Genomic DNA, 19,462 nt, shown 5'->3' with positions numbered 1-19,462 from the left:
CAAGCCTCAATAGGCTTGTTTCTTATTTTGAACAGATATATCTGTTCGATCCATGATTAAATTATATGTGAGTCCCATTAATACTAATAGACCTCCAACGATTTTACCAATCGATAGTTCATGTGAATTGAAAAAGTCAATGACAATTCCCATACCTAATTGACCAATAAAAATGAGTAATGTCAAATAAAAGGAAGATATTTTAGGGATAATATAGTTTGATAATCCAATTACTACAACACCTACTAAACCACCTAAATAAGCGATAAAGGGTATGGATTGCAATGTTGTGTAGGACATGTTAAAAGATTCATTACTAAAAATTAAAAATAATAAAGAAAAAGCGAGGCCAGTAATATAGTTGAAAAAAGTCCCTTGGAAAATTCCGATTTGTGTTGCTAAGTTTGCGTTAATTACCCTTGCGATTACAACGGAACATCCAGCTAAAATGGCAATACATATATATAACATCATTTCTCCTCCATTAAAAAATATTCATGACAACAATTCCAGAAGCAATAAGTAGTAAGCCGACCATTTTCTTTTTTTCAAACTTCGCAATTTTCATTCCTAATAACCCAAAATGATCGATGACAATAGAAGTAATCGATTGACCGAGTAAGCCTAAAGCGATTGTTAAGGATACACCGAGTGCTGAAAAGCTAATATTGGTAAATAGTACAGTGAATACCCCGATAGCTCCTGCGCTATATAAGTAGAGCGGAATTCCTTTATGAATCTTAATTTTAAATTTACCCACTAGTAAAATAATAATAACCGCAATTAATCCAACAGTATGAATAAGAACACTGGCGTTATAATTTCCTATAACTTCTGCTAAGATGCCGTTTAGTGGAATCATAAGTGCGATGAATGCACCAATAAGTGCAGAAAGCAATTTGTACATAGCATTTCCCCCTTGCATTTTTAAGTTTAATTTAACATGATTGGATTATCGGGTATTATGACATATGTCATAGTGAAGAGGGGATTTGGGAATTTATGAAAAAAATATATGATCCGAAGAAGTTAGAAGAGTATATTCAAAAGAATAATATTGAAGATTTTTTTAGTCATGATATAAAATCTGTGATGGAACTGTTGTTATTTAAAAAGAATGAATACATATGTAGAGAAAATGAACCGCTTCATTACCTTTACTTCTTTGTAGAAGGAAAAGCAAAGGTATATACGACTTTAAGTAACGGTAAATCTTTATTATTAACTTTTTATAATGGGTTTGAAGTAATGGGAGATGTAGAATTGGTTCGTTCTCAAAAAACCTTTTCAAATGTTCAAGTAATAGAGGACTCATATTGCATTGGAATTCCACTGGGGAAAATTAGAACGCGCTTGCTTCATGATGCAACTTTTTTAAGTTTTATTTGTGATTCTTTAGCCCATAAACTTGCTAGACTTGCTCAAAATAGCTCCATTAATTTACTTTATCCACTGGAGAGTCGATTAGCGAGTTACATTCTTGCGACAGGTGAAAGGGTTAGGGATGAAGAAAAAACAATGATATTTCAAGGGAATTTAACGGAAATATCAGAGTTGTTAGGAACAAGTTATCGACATTTACTACGGACATTAAATATTCTTTGTGATAAAGGTGCGTTAGAAAAGAAAGGGAGTTATTTTGAAGTAATAGACGAGTCTTTACTGCAAGAATTGGCGGCGGATGTTTATAAACAACATTAAATATATGTTTGTAAGGAAAGCAGTGAGTAGAGTAAGGTGATTTTACTAATGGTGAAAATACGATAAAAAATGAAATAAGCTCGATCTTCCTTAACGTACGGGAGATTGGCTTTTTTCTTGTCAAAATATGCTTAGCGTACAGTGGTCATGTAATTTTAAGAATAATGGAAGAATATATAGAAAATGCTATATAAATGGGAAGTTTGATCAACTTAGGGGGGACAACCTTGTTCAATCGGATAGTAAAAGCTGTACCTAATTTATTTACGCTCGGAAATTTATTGTGCGGTGTTTTTTCAATTACCTTGAATATGAGTGGCTTTTGGGAAATAGCCTCCATTTTTATTTTCTTTTCGGCTGTATTAGATCTTCTTGATGGAAGGATAGCAAGAAAATTAAAAGTGAATAGTGAGTTTGGCGTAGAATTGGATTCCTTAGCGGATATTGTTAGTTTCGGAGTTGCTCCTGCACTTCTATTTCACTCGATAGCAGCACCATCTATTTTAACTTCTTTGGCATTTATCCTTTTCCCAACGATGGGTGCCTTAAGATTAGCTAAATTTAGTGTGAAACCAACCATTGGATATTTTAAGGGATTACCTATTCCAGCTGCTGGATTACCATTGGCTGGTATGGGATTTTTTTCATATAGTAATGCATGGATTACCTTAATCCTCGCTCTTTTAATGGTAAGTCCAATTAGGTTTAAAAAACTTTAATTTTGGTTTTGCCCCATTACCATCAAGACTTTATGGAATATCGTTTATCATATCTGGCGATTTATCCCCCAGCTCAAGCGCAAAGCGGAGGTGGGGGATGAATCGCTTTTTTGTTTTTTAAAGTGTATAAATAGAAACGTATGTTCTTTTCGGTATGCAAAATAAGAAAAGAGTGTGTCCAATGAAAAAAAGCATACTTTTCAATTCGTATCTATAGTTATTTACTCAATTCCTCTTCCTCTAAGTACCTTGAGAATGTAATCTTCCAGATACATCGGTTCCAAAGCAGAGTGAACTCGATTTTACTCTCCATAAAACTACTCTGTTTTAGCTACATACTTTCTTCCAGATTATAATACATTGATTAAAGGTGTACTATACGACATAAAGGTTAAGCATATCCTGCATGAATGATTTGACATTAGCTTGACAACCTTATTACAATTTTTTGTTCTTTTAAGAAATTTGAGCACCAGAAAATTCTTAAATGATAAGGACGTGATAGGGATGAGCGGAGAAAAGAAATCGAATCGATGGGAAAGGGAACCCGAACTGACTGGACGTATCGTTATACCAGGTGATTCGGAATATAATGCGGCCCGACAGGAATTCAACACCTTTTTCAATAAGTTTCCTCTGGTTATCGTCTTTGCCCAAAATACTCAGGACGTGTCCAATGCTGTAAGTTGGGCACGTTATCGAGATGTACCAATCCGTGTACGCTCCGGCCGTCATAGTTACGAGGGTTTGTCGGTCGTTGACGCCGGTATAGTGATCGATGTTAGTGAGATGAACCGGGTAGATATTGATTGCAAGCGCGGTACTGTTACTGTGCAGACTGGATTACGGGATTTTGCTTTATATGAGACTCTCGGAGACGAGGGGCTAATGGTACCGGGGGGACTCTGTGCTACCACAGGTATTGCAGGTCTCACTTTGGGCGGCGGTCAGAGCATCGTAGCACGGTCGCTCGGCCTAACTTGTGACAATTTGCTTGAGCTGGAGATGGTCAACGCCAACGGCCGAGTGCTCCGCGCTAATGCCGATCACAACTCCGATCTGTTCTGGGCCTCGCGCGGAGGCGGTGGCGGAAATTTTGGTATCTGCACTTCCTTTCGCTTTCGCACACATCGAATTGATAAGGTCGCCTACGCTAACATCAGCTGGGATCTACGATACCTAGAGCCGGTGCTGCGAACCTGGCAAGACTATACAGCTTCTGACGCTGACGAAAGACTCACTCCTCTTCTCACGATAGCTTCAGGCTTGCAGTCGATTCTACTCATGCAAGGGGTGTTTCTCGGTTCGGTTAAAAGGCTTCGCAAATTGCTGCAACCACTTCTTCAAGTTGGCTCACCACAAGAGGTGTTCATCGAAGAGATTCCTTGGCTTGAAGCGGTGGAACGAATAGCAGTTACCCAGCCGGTATCTCCTGAGCCATTCAAGAGTGTAGGTCCTTTCGTCGAACGTTTGCTTCCAGATGAAGCGATCGACATAATTCGGCGCTTTATTAGCGATCCTCCCACTTCTTCGGTAGCCGTCTTGTTCCACGGCCTGGGTGGAGCTGTAGCCAAGGTGCCGAGCAAGAACACAGCATATTTCTATCGCAAAGCACTATCAAACATGTCAATATATTCCACATGGGATACACCTGATGGGGCTGCTGCAGGCATCCGATGGGTAGAAGACTTCCGTAAGGCGATGCTTCCATTTACTCGAGGGGTGTACGTCAATACACCGGACCTCTCAATTGAGAAATGGCCCGAAGCTTACTACGGCAGCAACTTCAAACAGTTGACTCAAGTGAAGGCCAAATACGATCCGGAAAATATTTTCAAATTTCCTCAGAGCATTCCGCCAGCTAATAAATAGAGTACTAGAGAAGAGCTCCTCCTAATTTTAAAAACATTCGTGTTGAAAGAGAGGATGAGGTTATAGACCTGTACTAAAGTATTTCAATTGAATTTATTCGAAATGTTTACCTATACTTTTATCCCGTATTAACAGGCAGTAAGACCCCGTCTCAAAATAAAGATAGGTAGGGGATAACTGCCAGTAAAAGCCCGATTGGACGGGCTTTTCATCGGTGTGCGATGAGAAAAATCCCCCTTGATGGAAGTTTTACTTTATACATTGTCACAAATGAACGTTATGACAATGCATTGATAGTTTTGGTGGTAGTGAGTTTCCTAAATGGAACTAGTATGGTTGGTTAATAAGAGATAAAAGAAGGATTCTATATTTTATTTATAGAACGGCTGTGAGAGAATGTAAGAGCTGAAAGTTAACATAATATAATTATGTTAATAAATAAACCGATAAACATTTAAACAGGGAGAATGACAATTGAAGTATATTGAGTTTGGAATCGGGAATAAGTGGCTTGTTAGGACAGAAATAGAATATGAGGATGGAACTGAGACAGAGCAGCGTGGTATTGTGAAGCCGATTCATTTTGAATCTGCGTATATGAGGTGTTGGATAGGAAAAAGTTGTTTCATTGTAGATACAAAAGAAGGTTTTAAGAAATTAAGAAAGAACCGTAATGAATTCAAATTCATTTTTGGAATTGTAAGTAGGAGATAAGTAGAAAATAAGAGGCATCAAAAGTGTATGGTATGTAACCTTTTGATGCCTCTTATTTTATCTGTGTCCTTGTTTTCTTGCTTCTGAAAATCCATAGTATGCACAAGCGCCATTTTGAGAAAGATCTTTTACTTCAAATCCACATTTTTTATAAAAATCAAAGTTATTTGCTGAAGTATTTGCAAACCAATCACCGTGAGGTAATTTTTGTAAGCATAACTCTATGAGCTTTTTTCCGATACCTTGTCCTCTATAGTCACTTTTTACGACTACGTCCATAATCATAGCAGCCATAATTTGGTCTGAGATGACTCGTATCATCGCAATCATTTCCTCATGATCCCATACTGTAAAAGCCCAAGTAGAGTTTTCGAATATTAAAGTGAAACGTTCATCTTGCCATGTAGGGGGATGATTTCCAACCCAGCCAGCATCCTGAAACAAACTCTTCACAGCAGAAGCTGGTATTCCTTTCGTTCCTTCGCGAATAATGAGTCCGTTATGATAAATGTACATATATACTGCCTCCTTTTATCGTTTATTTCGTTATGAATCAGCAACTTCCTGCATGGTTGATTAATGAAAAGGGCTGCTGATGACAAAAAGATACAATCGAAAATTAAGGTAGAACAATAAAAAGTTAGCTTATGTGAGATTGCTAGGCTTTCGAATCAGTACAAATAACATTTCGCTTATCACACCTATTCCAATGCCTATCGTATAAGCTAATAAGTCGCTCCATAAAAAGCCATAACCTAATATCAATCCGCCTAAAGTTGTTTCTCGAATATGATCGATCCAACTAGCATGGTATAGTTGGCTGAATTCAATGGTATAGCAAAATGATAAAGCCAGTAACGCAATGGTTTTTGTATTAGCCCTTTTAAAAAGAAAACCAAAACCAACAAAAATCATTAACGCCCACAGTGCATCGCCTAAGTATGTATTTAAAATATGTGGTAGCACATGAGCAATTTTTCTTGAGCATAGTCCTAATACAATTACAATGATGGTCATCATTGCGTACAGTAATCGATTGCGTTTATATGTCATATGTAAATTTCTCCTAAAAGTATTTTTCGGAAATTAATAGATTAATGATTTATATTTTTTGCTTATACATTAACATGGTGTTACGTGTTGCAGATAATGAATAGAGTGCCATGTAACTATTCAATTGTAGTTTATATCATTCCTGTAACGAGAGGGATTTTTATATATTATATAGAAAGATTATTGAAGAATGTGTATCAGCTATAGCAATAAGTTAATAAATTAATTGGCTTTTACGAATATTATGTCAGGGGATGAATCAATTGAATACAGTAAAAGTTTATCATTACGATGCATTTAGCAATAAACCAAATAAGGGAAATCCAGCAGGAGTTGTTTTACATGCTGACAAACTAACAGATGATGAGATGCAAAATATCGCTTATAAAGTTGGATTTAATGAGACTGCGTTTTTAATGAAGTCCAATGTGGCGGACTGGAGAATCCGTTACTTTACGCCAGGATATGAAATGGATCTTTGTGGTCACGGAACTGTAGCTGCTGTTTACGCATTACAAACTAGAGATTTAATAGAAAAGACAGGAAAATTCACAATTGAAACGAAAGCAGGAGTTTTACCAATACAAGTAGAGATGGATTTAAATAGCAGACCATACATAACGATGAAACAAGCAAATCCACAGTTTCAAAAATTCCATGGCACAAGGGAAGAATTAGCGGCTTCCATAGGTCTGCATGAGAATGATTTAGAAGATAAGTTGCCAATTGTATACGGAAGTACAGGGAATTGGACTTTATTAGTTCCAGTGAAAAAGCTTGCGTCGTTTAAAAAGATGAAACCAAACAACAAGTTATTTCCATCTATTTTAAAAGAAATGCCTCGAGCTTCGATTCATCCTTTCTGTTTAGAAGCATATGATTCAAATGCTCATATGCACGCACGTCATTTTTCATCACCATATGCTGGTACTATTGAAGATCCGGTAACTGGTACAGCTTCTGGAGTTATGGGAGCATACTATATTACATTCATTGATGATGAATTCAAAGATAGAAGAGAATTTTTAGTAGAGCAAGGGCATGAAATAGGGAAAGATGGACAGGTGAGAGTAATAGTAAGTAAAGAACGTAATGATACTTTAGAGATTGAGATTTCAGGAAGTGCAGTGTATGTGGGTGAGTTTGAAGTTGTTTTATAAAAATGAATTTATCATATTTTGTCGTTTTTAATGAAATAACAAAGGGGACTTCCGATTAAAAGGAGGTGCCCTTATTTTTATTTAATGCTTCAAGTATTTGCAGTAATAGTAACTTTTATATTTTATCAGGTTAATTATCAGTTTCTAAGCCTGATGGCTTATTTATATTAGTTCTTTTTTCAAATGAAAGTATTGCTCTAAATTTATTTCATAAATATTTGCTAATCCAATAATTTAGTTCTTCTTCAATTCTCTCTGTTATAATACCTTGTTATTCCAATTCTAATAATTTATAATGTTAAGTGTATATAGTGTGTATGTTGTGTATCTTGAACCATAACAGTTATGAACAAAGAGGGTGTCTAATGAAAATTATCTTAAATAACGTATCAGATCAGCCTTTATATCAGCAGATAAAAGATCAGATTAAAACCTCAATTTTTAATAATGAATTAAAAGAAGGGGCGCAACTACCTTCAATCCGCTCATTGGCCAACGATCTACATGTAAGCGTCCTAACAACCAAAAGAGTCTATGCCGAACTGGAAGCAGAAGGATTTATTATAACCAGAGTTGGCAAAGGATCCTATGTGGCACCAGAAAACTTAGAGATGTTAATGGAATCCAAGCGTCATATGGTGGAAGTAAAGCTAGCGGAGGTCTGTCGAATGGCCCGAGGTTTAGGGATTAATACAGATGATCTTCATTTAATGCTGGATTTAATTTTAGAGGAGGAGAATGAAAAATGAACCCTGTTTTAGAGGTGAAGAATCTAAATAAAGCTTATAATAGTTTTTCTTTAAAAGATGTTACTTTTGCACTAAATAAAGACTGCATTACGGGCTTTATCGGTACTAACGGTTCAGGGAAAACTACGACAATCAAAGCAATCCTAGGTCTCATTTTGAAGGATTCCGGAAAAATAAATTTTTTAGGCAAGGATATGGGTGATAATGAGAGAAAGTCGAAAAATAAAATCGGTATCGTGTTAGATGAAGGGTATTTTTATGAAGAATTAACATTGAAAGAAATGAAAAATGTGATTGCTCCTTGCTATACTGACTGGGACGAAGCGGTTTTTTCAGATTACATAAACCAGTTTGATTTAAAGTTAGATCAGAAAATTGCCACTTTATCAAAAGGTATGCGAATGAAGTATGCGGTCGCTTTAGCGCTCTCTCATCATGCAGATCTATTAATTATGGATGAACCAACAAGCGGTCTAGATCCATTGGTGCGAAGTGAATTGATGGATATTCTCCTTGACTTTATGAAAGAGCCAGGGAAAAGTGTCTTTTTTTCCACTCATATCACCTCTGATTTAGATAAAATTGCTGACATGGTCATCTTAATTGATGATGGTAGGATTTTACTTAATGAAGAGAAAGATGAGTTGCTGGATACACATGCATTGGTAAAAGGGGATAATTGCTTTATTAATGAACAAACGCAAAAACTTTTTTTAACTTTGCATCAATCACCATATGGATTTAAGGGGATTACCAATAAAAAAGAAGAAGTACGTCGACTCATACCTGATGTTTTGATGGAAAGACCAACGATAGAGGATATTATGCTTACTTATATCGGGGGTGATAAAAATGTTAATTAATCTAGTAATAAAAGATTTGATGCTAGTCAAAAAGTATTTGTTAGTTTTACTTGTTTTTGCTGTCATCGCCCCTATTTACATTTCTTCACAATTAGAATTAAGCGACGATGGTCTTGTCAGTTTTCTCTTAACAGTGCTTTTATTGGAGTATATTTTGTTCGGTACGGTATCCAAATCTGAGGATAAGTACAAGGGGGCCGCTTATCTTTGTGCGACCCCATATACACGAAATGCATTTGTAAAAGCAAAATATCTCTTTATTTTTGTTATTTTCATTTGTAGTGTCATCATCCATATTATTACATCAGTTATCGTGCCATCGGCCATAGAAAAATTAAACATCAATGCCCTTGGAATAACATGTTTAATTCTTAGTATAATATTTGGGGTACTAATTCCTGTTCAATTTAAATTTGGCTATGACAAAACAAAACTTATTTCGTTTTTTATTATCTTTTTAACACCTTTTGTTTTTCCTACCCTTATAAAATGGTTTCAATCAAGTCATATTAGTTTTACAATCACATTTCCATTTTCACAAACTATTCAGGCATGGATTCCTTGTTTCATTTCGCTAGTCATTGGTTTTATTTCAATGATTATATCTCTAAAGATATATGCAAAAAAGGATCTATAACTAGGTTTTAAACATAATGGGGGTAGCATGAAGAAATATGCTTAGCGTTGTAAATTCGCAATTATTTTATGCTATCCTAACAAAGAGTGGAAATGGTATTCCTTTAGATCCATTTATAAATCTCTGTATAAGCTACTTACATACTTCATTACCAAAACTACAAATTTCCCACCTAAAAACATAAGATCATAAATTAAACATATTAAACTAGAATTTTTAAGTATAATTTATTATTCCAATAATCATGGCACAGTTAATATAAAAAGTTTAATCAAAATTTTGTTACGATAATAATGAATTTTTTAAAGGCATCTTTACTTAAATATCGAAATAATAGGTAAAATTAGAATTCGAGGAGAGAGGAAAATGAATGAAGGATATTTTAGTAAACATTTTAGCCTTGAAAAAGTTAATGGAGGGATATACGTTGCAATAGCAAGAGAAGGTGGTGGAGCTGTAGCAAATGCAGGTTTTATTGATTTGGGGGATAAAACAATAGTTTTTGATACATGTAACACACAACAAGCTGCGGAAGATTTAAAGTATATTGCAGAAAAAATAACGAATCGACCAGTTACATGGGTTGTAAATAGTCATTGGCACGGAGATCATATTCGAGGTAACCAAACATTTAAAGAAAGTAATATTATTTCAAGTCAAATTACATACGAAAAAATGAAGGATATTCATCCATCGAGAATCAATAAGCAAAAAAATGATATACAAGGTCTAAGAAATTATATTCATTCCTTACAACATCAAGTAAGTCAAACCAATAATATAAAGTTAGAACACCAAATAAACTTTTTAAGTGAATTGGAAGTTTCATTGCCAACTCTTGAATTGGTATTACCGCATCAAACATTTATAGATAAAATAACTTTTTATGGGAGTAAGCGTAGTGCAAAGCTTTTCACATTAGGCGGAGGACATTCGTTATGTGATTCAATTCTTTATATTCCAGAAGAGAAAGTGATATTCATGGGTGACTTATTATTTGTTGATTGCCACCCAACATTTTTTGAAGAATCGAATCTAGAGAATTGGATTCATATTTTGAAAAAAGTTGGGGAGATGGATATTGACATAGCGGTTCCAGGACATGGTTCAATTGGAACAAAAACAAATCTTTCAAAAGTAATAGACTATATAGTCGATTTAACTGTAATTGCACGAGAGAACAATGACATCGAAAATATTAAATTACCTCATGACTACAAAAAGTGGGATTCGCCAGAGATTTATCAACAAAATTTTAAAATGTTAAAAGAAATATTGAATTGTTGAATCAAAAAAAGATTTTCTGAATAATTTCACTTGGACAACCTCTTTTAAGTATTTAAATATCTAATTTAAATTACATTCTAGTTTTTTTGCGGTTACTTATGGAATGGGATGAAGTATACAAGTTAGAAGAACGACATGAACCTGTGCTATTAAACGAAAGGTACAGGATATTTCAACAATACCTATAAAGAGAAGTTGCTCAATAGAAACGGGAGTTTGAGGTGAATAGCAATGAGAAGTGAAAAAGAAATGTTTGATTTAATATTAGGCGTAGCTAAAAAAGATGAACGAATTCGAGCAGTCTATATGAACGGTTCAAGAACAAATGCTAATGCTCCGAAAGATATTTTTCAGGATTACGATATTGTTTACGTAGTGACGGAAACAGCATCTTTTATAAAAGATAAGACATGGATTCATACTTTTGGAGATTTACTTATGATACAAGAGCCTGATAAAAATAATGAATCAGTTGGTATGAATATGGATTTTGATAAGACTTATGGGTATTTAATGCTATTTACAGATGGGAATCGGATAGACCTTCATGTTGAAACGAAAGATACAATGATTGAGGGATATGTCAGTGATAAACTTACAGTTCCATTATTAGATAAGGACAACATTTTACCACTTATTCCTGCTCCCACAGATATTGATTATCATGTAAAAGAGCCAGCAGAACCAATGTTTATGAGTTGCTGTAGTGATTTTTGGTGGTGCCTGCAAAACGTTGCAAAAGGAATTTGGCGTGATGAATTGCCGTATGCAAAGCAAATGTTTGAACATGTAATACGGGTTAGATTGGATGAGATGGTTTCTTGGTGGATTGGTCTAAAACATGACTTCCATGTTTCAACGGGAAAAATGGGTAAGTATTTCAAAAAGTATCTTCCTGAATCATATTGGAAGACGTATGAAAAAACGTATTCTGATAATGATTATGAGAATTTTTGGAATTCTATATTTGTCACTTGTGAATTGTTTAGAACTTTAGCAGAAGATGTGGCAGATCACTTATTGTTTACATATCCAATTGATGACGATACAAATATGACGAAATATGTTAAACATGTGAGGAATTTACCTTCTGATGCAAAGGAAATACTTTAAGTAATCTATATGTAAGTTATGAATTTTTCCGAAAAACTATTTAACTAGTGGGGGGCTTTAATGGAATAACGAAAACAGCCGTTCCTCAATGGAATAGCTGTTTTTTTATACTTCACGCAGAAAATTCACCGTAATATTGTATAATGCTCGATAGGTTCTCTGAAGGGTTTCTCAATTAATTATAATTCATCTGACCTTACTTTAAATGATCGTATAGTCGGATATCATTTTTGTGAGTTATGTATCTTTTAAAATAGCTTGTTGCTTCCTATAAATTTACAACAATTATGATCTATCATAGCGGTGGTGATGTTAAATACATTGATAAACTTGAGAAACTGTGATAAATTAGTATAGAAACACAATTTTAAACTTAAAAAATATAAACTATCCCAATTATTATTATAACAAAAAATATCTTATTTAGTCAACCTTCATTTTTAATTTTTTTAAGGAGTGCATGATATGAACACAGAACTTCGTCAGGAGCAAGAACGATTGGACAGCGTAATGGAGACAATCACGGAGCAAATCAGCAAGATAGAAGACGAAACCAGCCAGCGCCGAAAAGAAGTAATCAATATCCGTAAACACTTTTGGGATGACGTCAAGGTTAACATAGATACTTTTGACGATTATCTTGAGACGATCATCGGCTTAAGACAACAGGCTCAAGCCCTGTCCGTAAGCCAAAGTACCCACAGGCACGCCTTCAATCGGCTGTCCGTACTGAACCGAATGAAGGGAGTACCTTATTTTGGTCGAATTGATTTCATCGAAAAAGGAACTTCCGAAGTGGAAAGTATCTATATCGGAGTCTCTACACTTACGGATACAACAGGAGAGAATTTCCTAATCTACGACTGGCGGGCACCGATATCGAGCGTCTACTACGATTACGCGCCCGGTCCAGCTGAGTACGTTACACCAGAAGGAGTAGTTCATGGATTGTTAGATCAAAAGTGGCAATATATCATCCGCGGCGGCGTTATTAAATCAATGTTCGATACGAGTCTCACCATTGGAGATGAGATTTTACAGCAGGTGCTTGGCGAAGGCACAGACAAACATATGCACAGCATAGTAGCCACCATCCAAAGGGAGCAAAACCGGATCATTCGGCACGATCGCGGGCGACTGCTCATTGTTCAAGGTGCTGCTGGCAGCGGCAAGACATCGGCCGCCCTGCAGCGGATCGCTTACTTGCTCTATAAGTATCGAGATAGACTGAAAGCCGATCAAATCATTTTATTTTCGCCTAACTCGATGTTTAATAGCTACGTATCCAATGTGTTACCTGAACTCGGGGAAGAGAATATGCAGCAGGCCACATTCCAGGAATATTTGAACCATCGGCTGAGCAACGCATTTCAAGTTGAGGGTCCTTATGAGCAATTGGAATATGTGTTGACTGCATCGGATGATTCCTCCTACCGGACTAGGACTGCGAGCATCCGATTTAAGGCATCGACCCGTTTTTTCGAGACGATCAAAACATACAGGCAGTCGCTAGAATTATCGGGCATGTTATTCAAAGGAATTAAATTCAGAGGAAAACCGGTCGTCTCTGCCAAACAAATCGCGGAAAGGTTTTATAGCAGTGATACCTCGCTTCGCTTTCACAACAGGATTGAGAAGCTGATAGAATGGCTAAGCGAGCAAATAGATGCAATTGAAAAACTCGAGTTGAACAAGTCATGGGTACAGGAAGAAATCGAGTTGCTTAGCAAAGATGAGTATCAAAAGGCTTATACCTACTTACAGAAAAAACGAGGCTTTACAGAAGACTCGCTTGACGATTATGAGAGAGAAATCAAAGTGCTCGGACGTATGATCGTTCGCAAGAAGTTGAAGCCGCTGCGCAAATGGATCCGAACGCTTCGTTTCGTCGATTTTACGGGAATATACAAGCAGCTTTTCGCCGATCCAGCACGGATTAAACTGTGGATTGCCGGGGAAACACCTGAAGAGTGGGAGGATATTTGCCTGTTGACGCTGAAAATGCTGAGTGAAGGAAAACTGTTTTACGAAGATGCTACTCCATTTTTACTTTTAAAAGAACTGATTCAAGGGTTTCAGACAAACGTCTCAATCAAACATGTGCTTGTAGACGAAGCACAAGATTATTCTCCGTTTCAATTTGAGTTTTTGAAACGTTTATTTCCTTCGGCAAAGATGACTGTACTTGGAGACTTTAACCAGGCGATATTCGCCCATGCCAGCGAAATGGTCGATTTCTACACACTTACTGGCTTATATGGACCGGATGAAACGGATGCAATCAACTTGACCCGCAGCTACAGATCCACAAGACCGATCACCGAATTTACACGCGGACTCATACCTGGCGGCGAACGGATTGCCGCTTTTGAACGCGACGGCGAGAAGCCTGTGCTGACGCAATTATCTGATCGTGCCGAACTGCACCGCTGCATCGCTGCCAAAGTCACAGACTTGCGGAAGCGGCAGTATAATACGATTGCGATTATATGTAAATCCGCTGCGGAAAGCATCGCTGCATACGAGGCCCTTAGCGACGTTGATAAAATTAAACTCGTGAAGAGCGGCTCGATTGAATATGAACAAGGCGTTGTTGTCATACCAGCGTATTTGGCCAAAGGCATCGAATTCGACGCCGTCATCATTTATGATGCATCGGCACAAGTATACGGTGATGAGAGCCTGCGCAGATTGTTCTACACCGCCTGCACCCGGGCTATGCATCACTTACAAATTTACAGTGTAGGCGAACCGAGCCCCTTTTTGCTCAACGTGACGCCGGAAAGTTTACTTCTAAGCTTGAATTAACAAGGGACTGGTCGCGGATTCTTACTTTCATGTAACACTGTAAACAAAAATAGAAATGTAGTTTTGTCATTATTAAATTGAATAATTCCAATTTCTTATTTATATCACTGAGAGATTGGGATTTTAATACAGAAATATCCTTACCGTTGTAAGTCCGCGTTTTGCTGGTGGTACCCTATGCCCATCAAGCTAACCAAGTAAATTACTAGATATGAAACGATCCTTGTTTCAAAACTAGCAATTTATAGAAAAGTAGGCATGCTAAAGAAGCCTATTAAAACGTGATTTTTTCGCTAGGCAGCTTGTCTATGCTTCACCGTCGTTTTATACACAATCCCTAGAATATCAAAGACAGTCATCTTCTTATATCTATGACATTTACGACCGTTCTTTTTAAGCAGCTGATAAAGGCTATGCAGAATTTTTAAAAGTTCTTCTGTTCCAACAGCCATCGCTTGAAAGAGTAACGGAAAGTAATCTTTAATCATATAAATCGCTTTGTATTCACTCAGCTCCTGCTTTTTCTTTTCAAGCAGAAACTGACGCATTTGAAACATCGTAGAAGAACAGAGGAGGATGCCGATGAGTTGTCCATATAAATGGCACTCTAGGCGTTCTCTTTTTAAATTTTTACATTCATCAATTTCAAAGAATGACTTCCACGTTTTAAACAACATTTCAATCTGCCAACGAAGTGAATATAATGAATGCACGTAGTTCGTCGGTACTTCTTCTAGCGATGTGTTCGTGATATATACATTCATGCCCATTAAACGTTTACTTTTATCCTTCATGACAATGCCTTTCTTCTTTTCGCGTATTGCTTGGTTTTTCAAACGTGTTTGCGTTTGATCATCGGTTAAACGATGAATAATGACACGTGCTGGAAGCTTTTGATTTTGGCCAATATATGCCTCAGGGATTTCCATCGTTTCACCAGGGATTAGACCAGACATCATTTGTGTCATATCAAGCTGGATGTATTCTGTTTGTTTTTTTAACGTACCATTGTTGAAGTATTGTGGTTCAGGGTTCCTGATATAAATGCGTGTATTCAACTTCAACCGTGAGATATAGTAAGCCTCTTTATCATGAATGGTTTGTAAGTCTCCTAAATCGAAGTAACCAAGATCACGTAAACACAAATCGCCCACTTCTACGGTTTCAAGGCAGATGGTACCGTATGTTTTATCATTATTCTTTCCTGGTCCAAGCTGCACGTTAAGGAATTGACCACTAAGTAAATCATATTCCAATTGGATTTTCACGCCTGCCGTATTACTACTCCCACCTGAACCTTGATAGTCAGTGGCAAAATGGTCAGGCAGTTGAAACACTGTTGCATCTAAAATACGGATACGATTGAAAGTAGAGATTACGTGTGCAGAAAGTGAGTGATTTGAACAGAGTTTTTGTGTGAGAAGAGAAGTAAAGACTTCTCGAAGAAATGCGACAGCTGCTGGATTATAGCGTTGATTAAGTCTTTCTGGACTCATGAGTGTAGCTGTATTTGCATAAAGCTGACTACATAATCGAGTGAGAGAATCACTTGCTATATGTTGACTGATCCAAATACATAAAGCAGCTAAATTTCGTGCGCCATACTTGCTTTTACGTTTTACAAATCCTGTCTCCTGTGCGAGTTGTTGAAGAACATGTGGAGATAGGTGTTGCTGTAGTTCTTCAGCGAATAAATAAAACTCATTTTGAATCGATAGATTCATAAAAAACGCCATCCTTTCTGTATATTTCTACAAAAAGAATAGCGTTTTTTTCGTTTTATGGATACAATTTTTTAGCTTGATGGCGCTGGTGGGATACTCGGTTATTAAAAAAATTTAAACCTCGCTACCGCCACTTGAAATTGTTATAATTAAAATGTTTTTAATATTTAAACAACGGAGGGCTAGAGAATGAAAATTGCAATAATCTGTTTCGATAACTTTACTGATATAGATGTTTTTTTACCATGGGATTTATTAAATCGTGTACGTTTAGTTGGCGGTATTTCTGATTGGAATGTCCAACTATTAGGAACGGAAAAAACTCATATATCCATGTCAGGCTTACGTATTCCCATGACTGGAAGCATATCTGATATTCCTTCTGCTGACGCTGTAATATTTGGAAGTGGTAAGGGTGTACAAGATTTATATAAAAATCAAGAATATCTTAATAGTATTCATGTAGATCCTCAAAGACAATTAATAGGCTCTATGTGTTCTGGTTCTCTACTACTAGGAGCTAAAAAATTGTTAACTGGCAAAAAAGCAACTACATATCCATCCGTAGTAGAACAGCTAAAAGAATTTGATGTAGATGTTATTGAACAAAGTTTCGTAAACGAAGGAAATATCTCGACTGCTGCAGGTTGTTTTGCTGCTCAAGATCTCTCAGTTTGGATTATAAGAACCCTAATTAATGAAGACATGGTTGACACTGTGTTAGAAACTGTTCAGCCAGTAGGCAAAGGTTTATATTTTTAATTTCAAATCAAGAAATTGGTTGTTCCCCAATACGAAAAAAAATGAGTTAAATTCTCATAAAAAACTGTAAAATAATAAAATTTTCGTTTTGGGGATACTTCAAAATCTTAGCTTGATGGGCATGGGGTCACCATATCAAAAAAAGAAAATTGTACGTTTAGACACATTTTAGACACAAAATAACCGATTCCCTGTACGTTAAGCAACTGGTTATTTGTTACTGCCGTTTGGTGGAGTTTTTGTCTCGTAATGGTCTTAAATTATCGAAATTTTATAGATTCATTGCAATTGCCCTGAAGTTTTTGTATCAGAACCATTTGTAATAATCTACGAAGATTTAGGGATAGGATCATTTATTCAGTGATATTGAGGTATTTTTCTTTTGATGTTTACACAAGATATATGTATAATTTAAATCGTAATTATTACGATTTAAATTAAGGAGTGTTATTAATGAAGATTTTATTTGTAAAGAGGGTAGGCATATTAACTATTAGTTCACTACTAGTATTAGTAGGCTGTCAGACTTCAAGTTCATCCGAAGGCGAGTCTAATAAAACATCTGAAAGTCACACACATGAAAGCAAACACGATCACGGCCATGAGCACGATCATAGTCATGTACATGATGAAGAAACAAAAAAAATTTATGAAGGATATTTTGAAGACAGCCAAGTGAAAGAACGATCACTCTCCGATTGGGAAGGAGACTGGCAATCTGTATATCCATATTTACAAGATGGAACGCTTGATGAGGTATTTGCTTATAAAGCGAAACATACAGGTAAAATGACAGCTAAAGAATATAAGGAGTATTATAATGAAGGGTATCAAACCGATGTTAACCGTATTGTGATTCAAGGGAATATTGTAACGTTTTTCAAAAATGGAGAAGAATATTCTGGTAAGTATATCTATGATGGGTACGAAATTCTGACATATGATTCGGGAAATAGAGGTGTAAGATACATATTTAAACTAGCAGAAAAAGCTGAAGGAGTTCCTCAGTATATTCAATTTAGTGATCATAGTATCTATCCCAATAAAGCTAGTCATTACCATCTTTATTGGGGAGACGATCGTAAAGCTTTATTGGATGAAGTCATACACTGGCCTACCTACTACCCATCAAAAATGGATGGACATGATATTGTCCATGAGATGATGGAGCATTAAATTAGGAGTTACGATGAATATTTCTTTCACAAATATGTAAGACTCAAAGGTTATCAATCCAGAATCACACTGTGTAATACTCAAAAAGTTAACCATAAAAAATATTCTCTTAGATTAACAAATGCTTTAATGGAATCAGGAGCGCAAAAATAATTAAACATTTACCAATATTAGGAGCGTATTCTGATTAATCTTATTTCAAAACACGCTTTTTTTATTTGGGGTCCCACCCACATTTTAACGAAAATATACTCTAAGCAAATTTCGACGTAAAATGAGCTGAATTTTCTACTCTAAGAAAAATCCGGCTCTTATTTTTAGTGTAGCTTTGCAATAAAGTTTGATTAAAAAATGTGTTTTAATCTTTATTTAAAAGCAAATATAAAAACTTCATTTTGAAAAAAGATTGATTAAAATGGAGTTTCTCTTTTTAACTAATAATGAAATTTTTATAAAAAAGTTTCATTATTTTAATACTCCTTATTCCACTAACGCACCTGTTTACGGGAATGGAATATTTTGTTTTAAATTATCGAACTTTATTTTAAAACCACATTTAGGGCTATCCAATTTTAGTTAGAGTATAGCTTTAATAGTTCTTGTATTGGTAAACTAGTTGTATTGTTCATCCCAACAAAATATTCTAATTGCCATTTCTGTGTTTCGATAGCTTGTTTGCTAGTGGGATTTTCCCAACTAGGGTAAACTCTAATTGCCATTTTTCCTTTTGTGGTGGCTGTTTTAAGGATATTTTGTTTTACAAGTACTTCTTTTGGAAAAACGAATTGTCCAAAATTATTATTTCTAGTAAAAGTATTGATAACCAATAAATCAGTAGCTTTTTCATATGAAAAGGCTTGGTTTTTATTATCCCCATCTTTTTCCCAAAAAGCAACAAACTGTCCTATCTTGGTAGGTGTTATTTTTGCGACTCTAAATCTAATCGATTTTGAATTTAGCTGAAATATACCAGCCCCATAATCTGAATTTTGAGCTTCTTCTTGGACAGCTTTTATGGTTAAGTGATTGGGTTCGTAAAACATTTTATTTACATATATTAACGCGTTATAAAATTCATTCACTGTTTTGCATCTCCTATTTTTTATACTACTAATTCTAACGCC

Annotated in this window: 19 protein-coding genes; 13 read left to right on the top strand and 6 right to left on the bottom strand. The window is 35.9% G+C overall.

Annotation, left to right across the window (positions count from 1 at the left end; genetic code table 11):
- Positions 1-6 precede the first annotated feature (6 nt).
- Together AB1284_RS12045 and AB1284_RS12040 are read right to left on the bottom strand one after the other, a co-directional pair.
- Complete coding sequence (locus tag AB1284_RS12045) at positions 7-471, bottom strand: DMT family transporter (protein WP_429749113.1); 465 nt, start codon at positions 469-471, stop codon at positions 7-9.
- 13 nt (positions 472-484) lie between these two features.
- Positions 485-907, bottom strand: a complete 423-nt coding sequence (locus AB1284_RS12040; protein ID WP_336480996.1) for a DMT family transporter — start codon at positions 905-907, stop codon at positions 485-487.
- 95 nt (positions 908-1,002) lie between these two features.
- Between AB1284_RS12040 and yeiL the strand changes: the two genes are divergently transcribed.
- The 4 genes from yeiL to AB1284_RS12020 all read left to right on the top strand — a co-directional run bounded on the left by yeiL (position 1,003) and on the right by AB1284_RS12020 (position 5,006).
- A complete protein-coding gene (gene yeiL, locus AB1284_RS12035) occupies positions 1,003-1,701 on the top strand; it encodes a transcriptional regulator YeiL (protein WP_429749115.1) in 699 nt (232 codons plus the stop codon).
- A 227-nt stretch (positions 1,702-1,928) separates the two neighbouring features.
- Entirely contained in the window at positions 1,929-2,420 is a 492-nt protein-coding gene (gene pssA / locus AB1284_RS12030; protein WP_429749117.1) for a CDP-diacylglycerol--serine O-phosphatidyltransferase, read from the top strand.
- A 507-nt stretch (positions 2,421-2,927) separates the two neighbouring features.
- Positions 2,928-4,292 carry an FAD-binding oxidoreductase gene (locus AB1284_RS12025; RefSeq protein ID WP_429749119.1) on the top strand — a complete coding sequence of 455 codons (1,365 nt, stop codon included), beginning with the start codon at positions 2,928-2,930 and terminating at the stop codon, positions 4,290-4,292.
- Between the two features lie 474 nt (positions 4,293-4,766).
- Complete coding sequence (locus tag AB1284_RS12020) at positions 4,767-5,006, top strand: DUF3977 family protein (protein ID WP_429749121.1); 240 nt, start codon at positions 4,767-4,769, stop codon at positions 5,004-5,006.
- A 57-nt stretch (positions 5,007-5,063) separates the two neighbouring features.
- Here the strand turns inward: AB1284_RS12020 and AB1284_RS12015 are convergent, their stop codons facing one another.
- Positions 5,064-5,522 (bottom strand): GNAT family N-acetyltransferase, encoded by a 459-nt coding sequence (locus AB1284_RS12015; protein ID WP_429749123.1) that lies wholly within the window; start codon positions 5,520-5,522, stop codon positions 5,064-5,066.
- 129 nt (positions 5,523-5,651) lie between these two features.
- A complete protein-coding gene (locus AB1284_RS12010) occupies positions 5,652-6,059 on the bottom strand; it encodes a DUF2809 domain-containing protein (protein WP_429749125.1) in 408 nt (135 codons plus the stop codon).
- 263 nt (positions 6,060-6,322) lie between these two features.
- Here AB1284_RS12010 and AB1284_RS12005 point away from each other — a divergent pair, with 263 nt between their 5' ends.
- From AB1284_RS12005 to helD, 7 genes are all read left to right on the top strand, one after another.
- A complete protein-coding gene (locus AB1284_RS12005) occupies positions 6,323-7,219 on the top strand; it encodes a PhzF family phenazine biosynthesis protein (RefSeq protein WP_429749127.1) in 897 nt (298 codons plus the stop codon).
- Positions 7,220-7,584: 365 nt separating this feature from the next.
- The gene (locus AB1284_RS12000; RefSeq protein ID WP_429749129.1) at positions 7,585-7,968 is read left to right on the top strand and encodes a GntR family transcriptional regulator; all 384 of its coding nucleotides are present in this window, start codon (positions 7,585-7,587) and stop codon (positions 7,966-7,968) included.
- On the top strand, positions 7,965-8,831 hold the full coding sequence (locus AB1284_RS11995; RefSeq protein WP_429749131.1) for an ABC transporter ATP-binding protein: 867 nt from the start codon (positions 7,965-7,967) through the stop codon (positions 8,829-8,831). The genes AB1284_RS12000 and AB1284_RS11995 overlap by 4 nt, the downstream gene beginning before the upstream one ends.
- Positions 8,821-9,468 (top strand): ABC-2 transporter permease, encoded by a 648-nt coding sequence (locus tag AB1284_RS11990; protein WP_429749133.1) that lies wholly within the window; start codon positions 8,821-8,823, stop codon positions 9,466-9,468. Before AB1284_RS11995 ends, AB1284_RS11990 begins: the two co-directional genes overlap by 11 nt.
- 366 nt (positions 9,469-9,834) lie before the next feature.
- Complete coding sequence (locus AB1284_RS11985; RefSeq protein ID WP_429749135.1) at positions 9,835-10,755, top strand: MBL fold metallo-hydrolase; 921 nt, start codon at positions 9,835-9,837, stop codon at positions 10,753-10,755.
- 231 nt (positions 10,756-10,986) lie between these two features.
- Entirely contained in the window at positions 10,987-11,868 is an 882-nt protein-coding gene (locus AB1284_RS11980; RefSeq protein ID WP_429749137.1) for an aminoglycoside 6-adenylyltransferase, read from the top strand.
- Between the two features lie 465 nt (positions 11,869-12,333).
- A complete protein-coding gene (helD, locus tag AB1284_RS11975; RefSeq protein WP_429749139.1) occupies positions 12,334-14,676 on the top strand; it encodes an RNA polymerase recycling motor HelD in 2,343 nt (780 codons plus the stop codon).
- Positions 14,677-14,969: 293 nt separating this feature from the next.
- Here the strand turns inward: helD and AB1284_RS11970 are convergent, their stop codons facing one another.
- Positions 14,970-16,400: an IS4 family transposase gene (locus tag AB1284_RS11970; protein ID WP_429749141.1), complete on the bottom strand. Its 1,431-nt coding sequence runs from the start codon at positions 16,398-16,400 to the stop codon at positions 14,970-14,972.
- Positions 16,401-16,589: 189 nt separating this feature from the next.
- On the opposite strand from AB1284_RS11970, the gene AB1284_RS11965 reads away from it, so the two are divergent.
- Complete coding sequence (locus AB1284_RS11965) at positions 16,590-17,162, top strand: DJ-1/PfpI family protein (protein ID WP_429749143.1); 573 nt, start codon at positions 16,590-16,592, stop codon at positions 17,160-17,162.
- 453 nt (positions 17,163-17,615) lie between these two features.
- Complete coding sequence (locus tag AB1284_RS11960; protein ID WP_429749145.1) at positions 17,616-18,338, top strand: ZinT/AdcA family metal-binding protein; 723 nt, start codon at positions 17,616-17,618, stop codon at positions 18,336-18,338.
- A 572-nt stretch (positions 18,339-18,910) separates the two neighbouring features.
- On the opposite strand, the gene AB1284_RS11955 is transcribed toward AB1284_RS11960, so the two are convergent.
- Positions 18,911-19,420: a MepB family protein gene (locus tag AB1284_RS11955; RefSeq protein ID WP_429749147.1), complete on the bottom strand. Its 510-nt coding sequence runs from the start codon at positions 19,418-19,420 to the stop codon at positions 18,911-18,913.
- Positions 19,421-19,462 lie beyond the last annotated feature (42 nt).

Origin of the sequence: Bacillus sp. S2(2024) (assembly GCF_050474045.1) — a bacterium.
Lineage (GTDB): Bacteria > Bacillota > Bacilli > Bacillales > Bacillaceae_G > Bacillus_A > Bacillus_A yunxiaonensis.
Note: the sequence above shows the minus strand (reverse complement) of the source record. Positions and strands in the feature narration are given on the sequence as shown.

Excerpts from the sequence above, each read along its gene's own strand:
- AB1284_RS11990 (WP_429749133.1), top strand. The coding sequence starts at position 8,821 with ATGTTAATTAATCTAGTAATAAAAGATTTGATGCTAGTCAAAAAGTAT.
- AB1284_RS12015 (WP_429749123.1), bottom strand. The coding sequence starts at position 5,522 with ATGTACATTTATCATAACGGACTCATTATTCGCGAAGGAACGAAAGGA.
- AB1284_RS12040 (WP_336480996.1), bottom strand. The coding sequence starts at position 907 with ATGTACAAATTGCTTTCTGCACTTATTGGTGCATTCATCGCACTTATG.
- AB1284_RS11970 (WP_429749141.1), bottom strand. The coding sequence starts at position 16,400 with ATGAATCTATCGATTCAAAATGAGTTTTATTTATTCGCTGAAGAACTA.
- AB1284_RS11960 (WP_429749145.1), top strand. The coding sequence starts at position 17,616 with ATGAAGATTTTATTTGTAAAGAGGGTAGGCATATTAACTATTAGTTCA.
- AB1284_RS11995 (WP_429749131.1), top strand. The coding sequence starts at position 7,965 with ATGAACCCTGTTTTAGAGGTGAAGAATCTAAATAAAGCTTATAATAGT.
- AB1284_RS11985 (WP_429749135.1), top strand. The coding sequence starts at position 9,835 with ATGAATGAAGGATATTTTAGTAAACATTTTAGCCTTGAAAAAGTTAAT.
- AB1284_RS11965 (WP_429749143.1), top strand. The coding sequence starts at position 16,590 with ATGAAAATTGCAATAATCTGTTTCGATAACTTTACTGATATAGATGTT.
- AB1284_RS12025 (WP_429749119.1), top strand. The coding sequence starts at position 2,928 with ATGAGCGGAGAAAAGAAATCGAATCGATGGGAAAGGGAACCCGAACTG.
- AB1284_RS12010 (WP_429749125.1), bottom strand. The coding sequence starts at position 6,059 with ATGACATATAAACGCAATCGATTACTGTACGCAATGATGACCATCATT.
- helD (WP_429749139.1), top strand. The coding sequence starts at position 12,334 with ATGAACACAGAACTTCGTCAGGAGCAAGAACGATTGGACAGCGTAATG.
- AB1284_RS12000 (WP_429749129.1), top strand. The coding sequence starts at position 7,585 with ATGAAAATTATCTTAAATAACGTATCAGATCAGCCTTTATATCAGCAG.
- AB1284_RS12045 (WP_429749113.1), bottom strand. The coding sequence starts at position 471 with ATGTTATATATATGTATTGCCATTTTAGCTGGATGTTCCGTTGTAATC.
- AB1284_RS11980 (WP_429749137.1), top strand. The coding sequence starts at position 10,987 with ATGAGAAGTGAAAAAGAAATGTTTGATTTAATATTAGGCGTAGCTAAA.
- yeiL (WP_429749115.1), top strand. The coding sequence starts at position 1,003 with ATGAAAAAAATATATGATCCGAAGAAGTTAGAAGAGTATATTCAAAAG.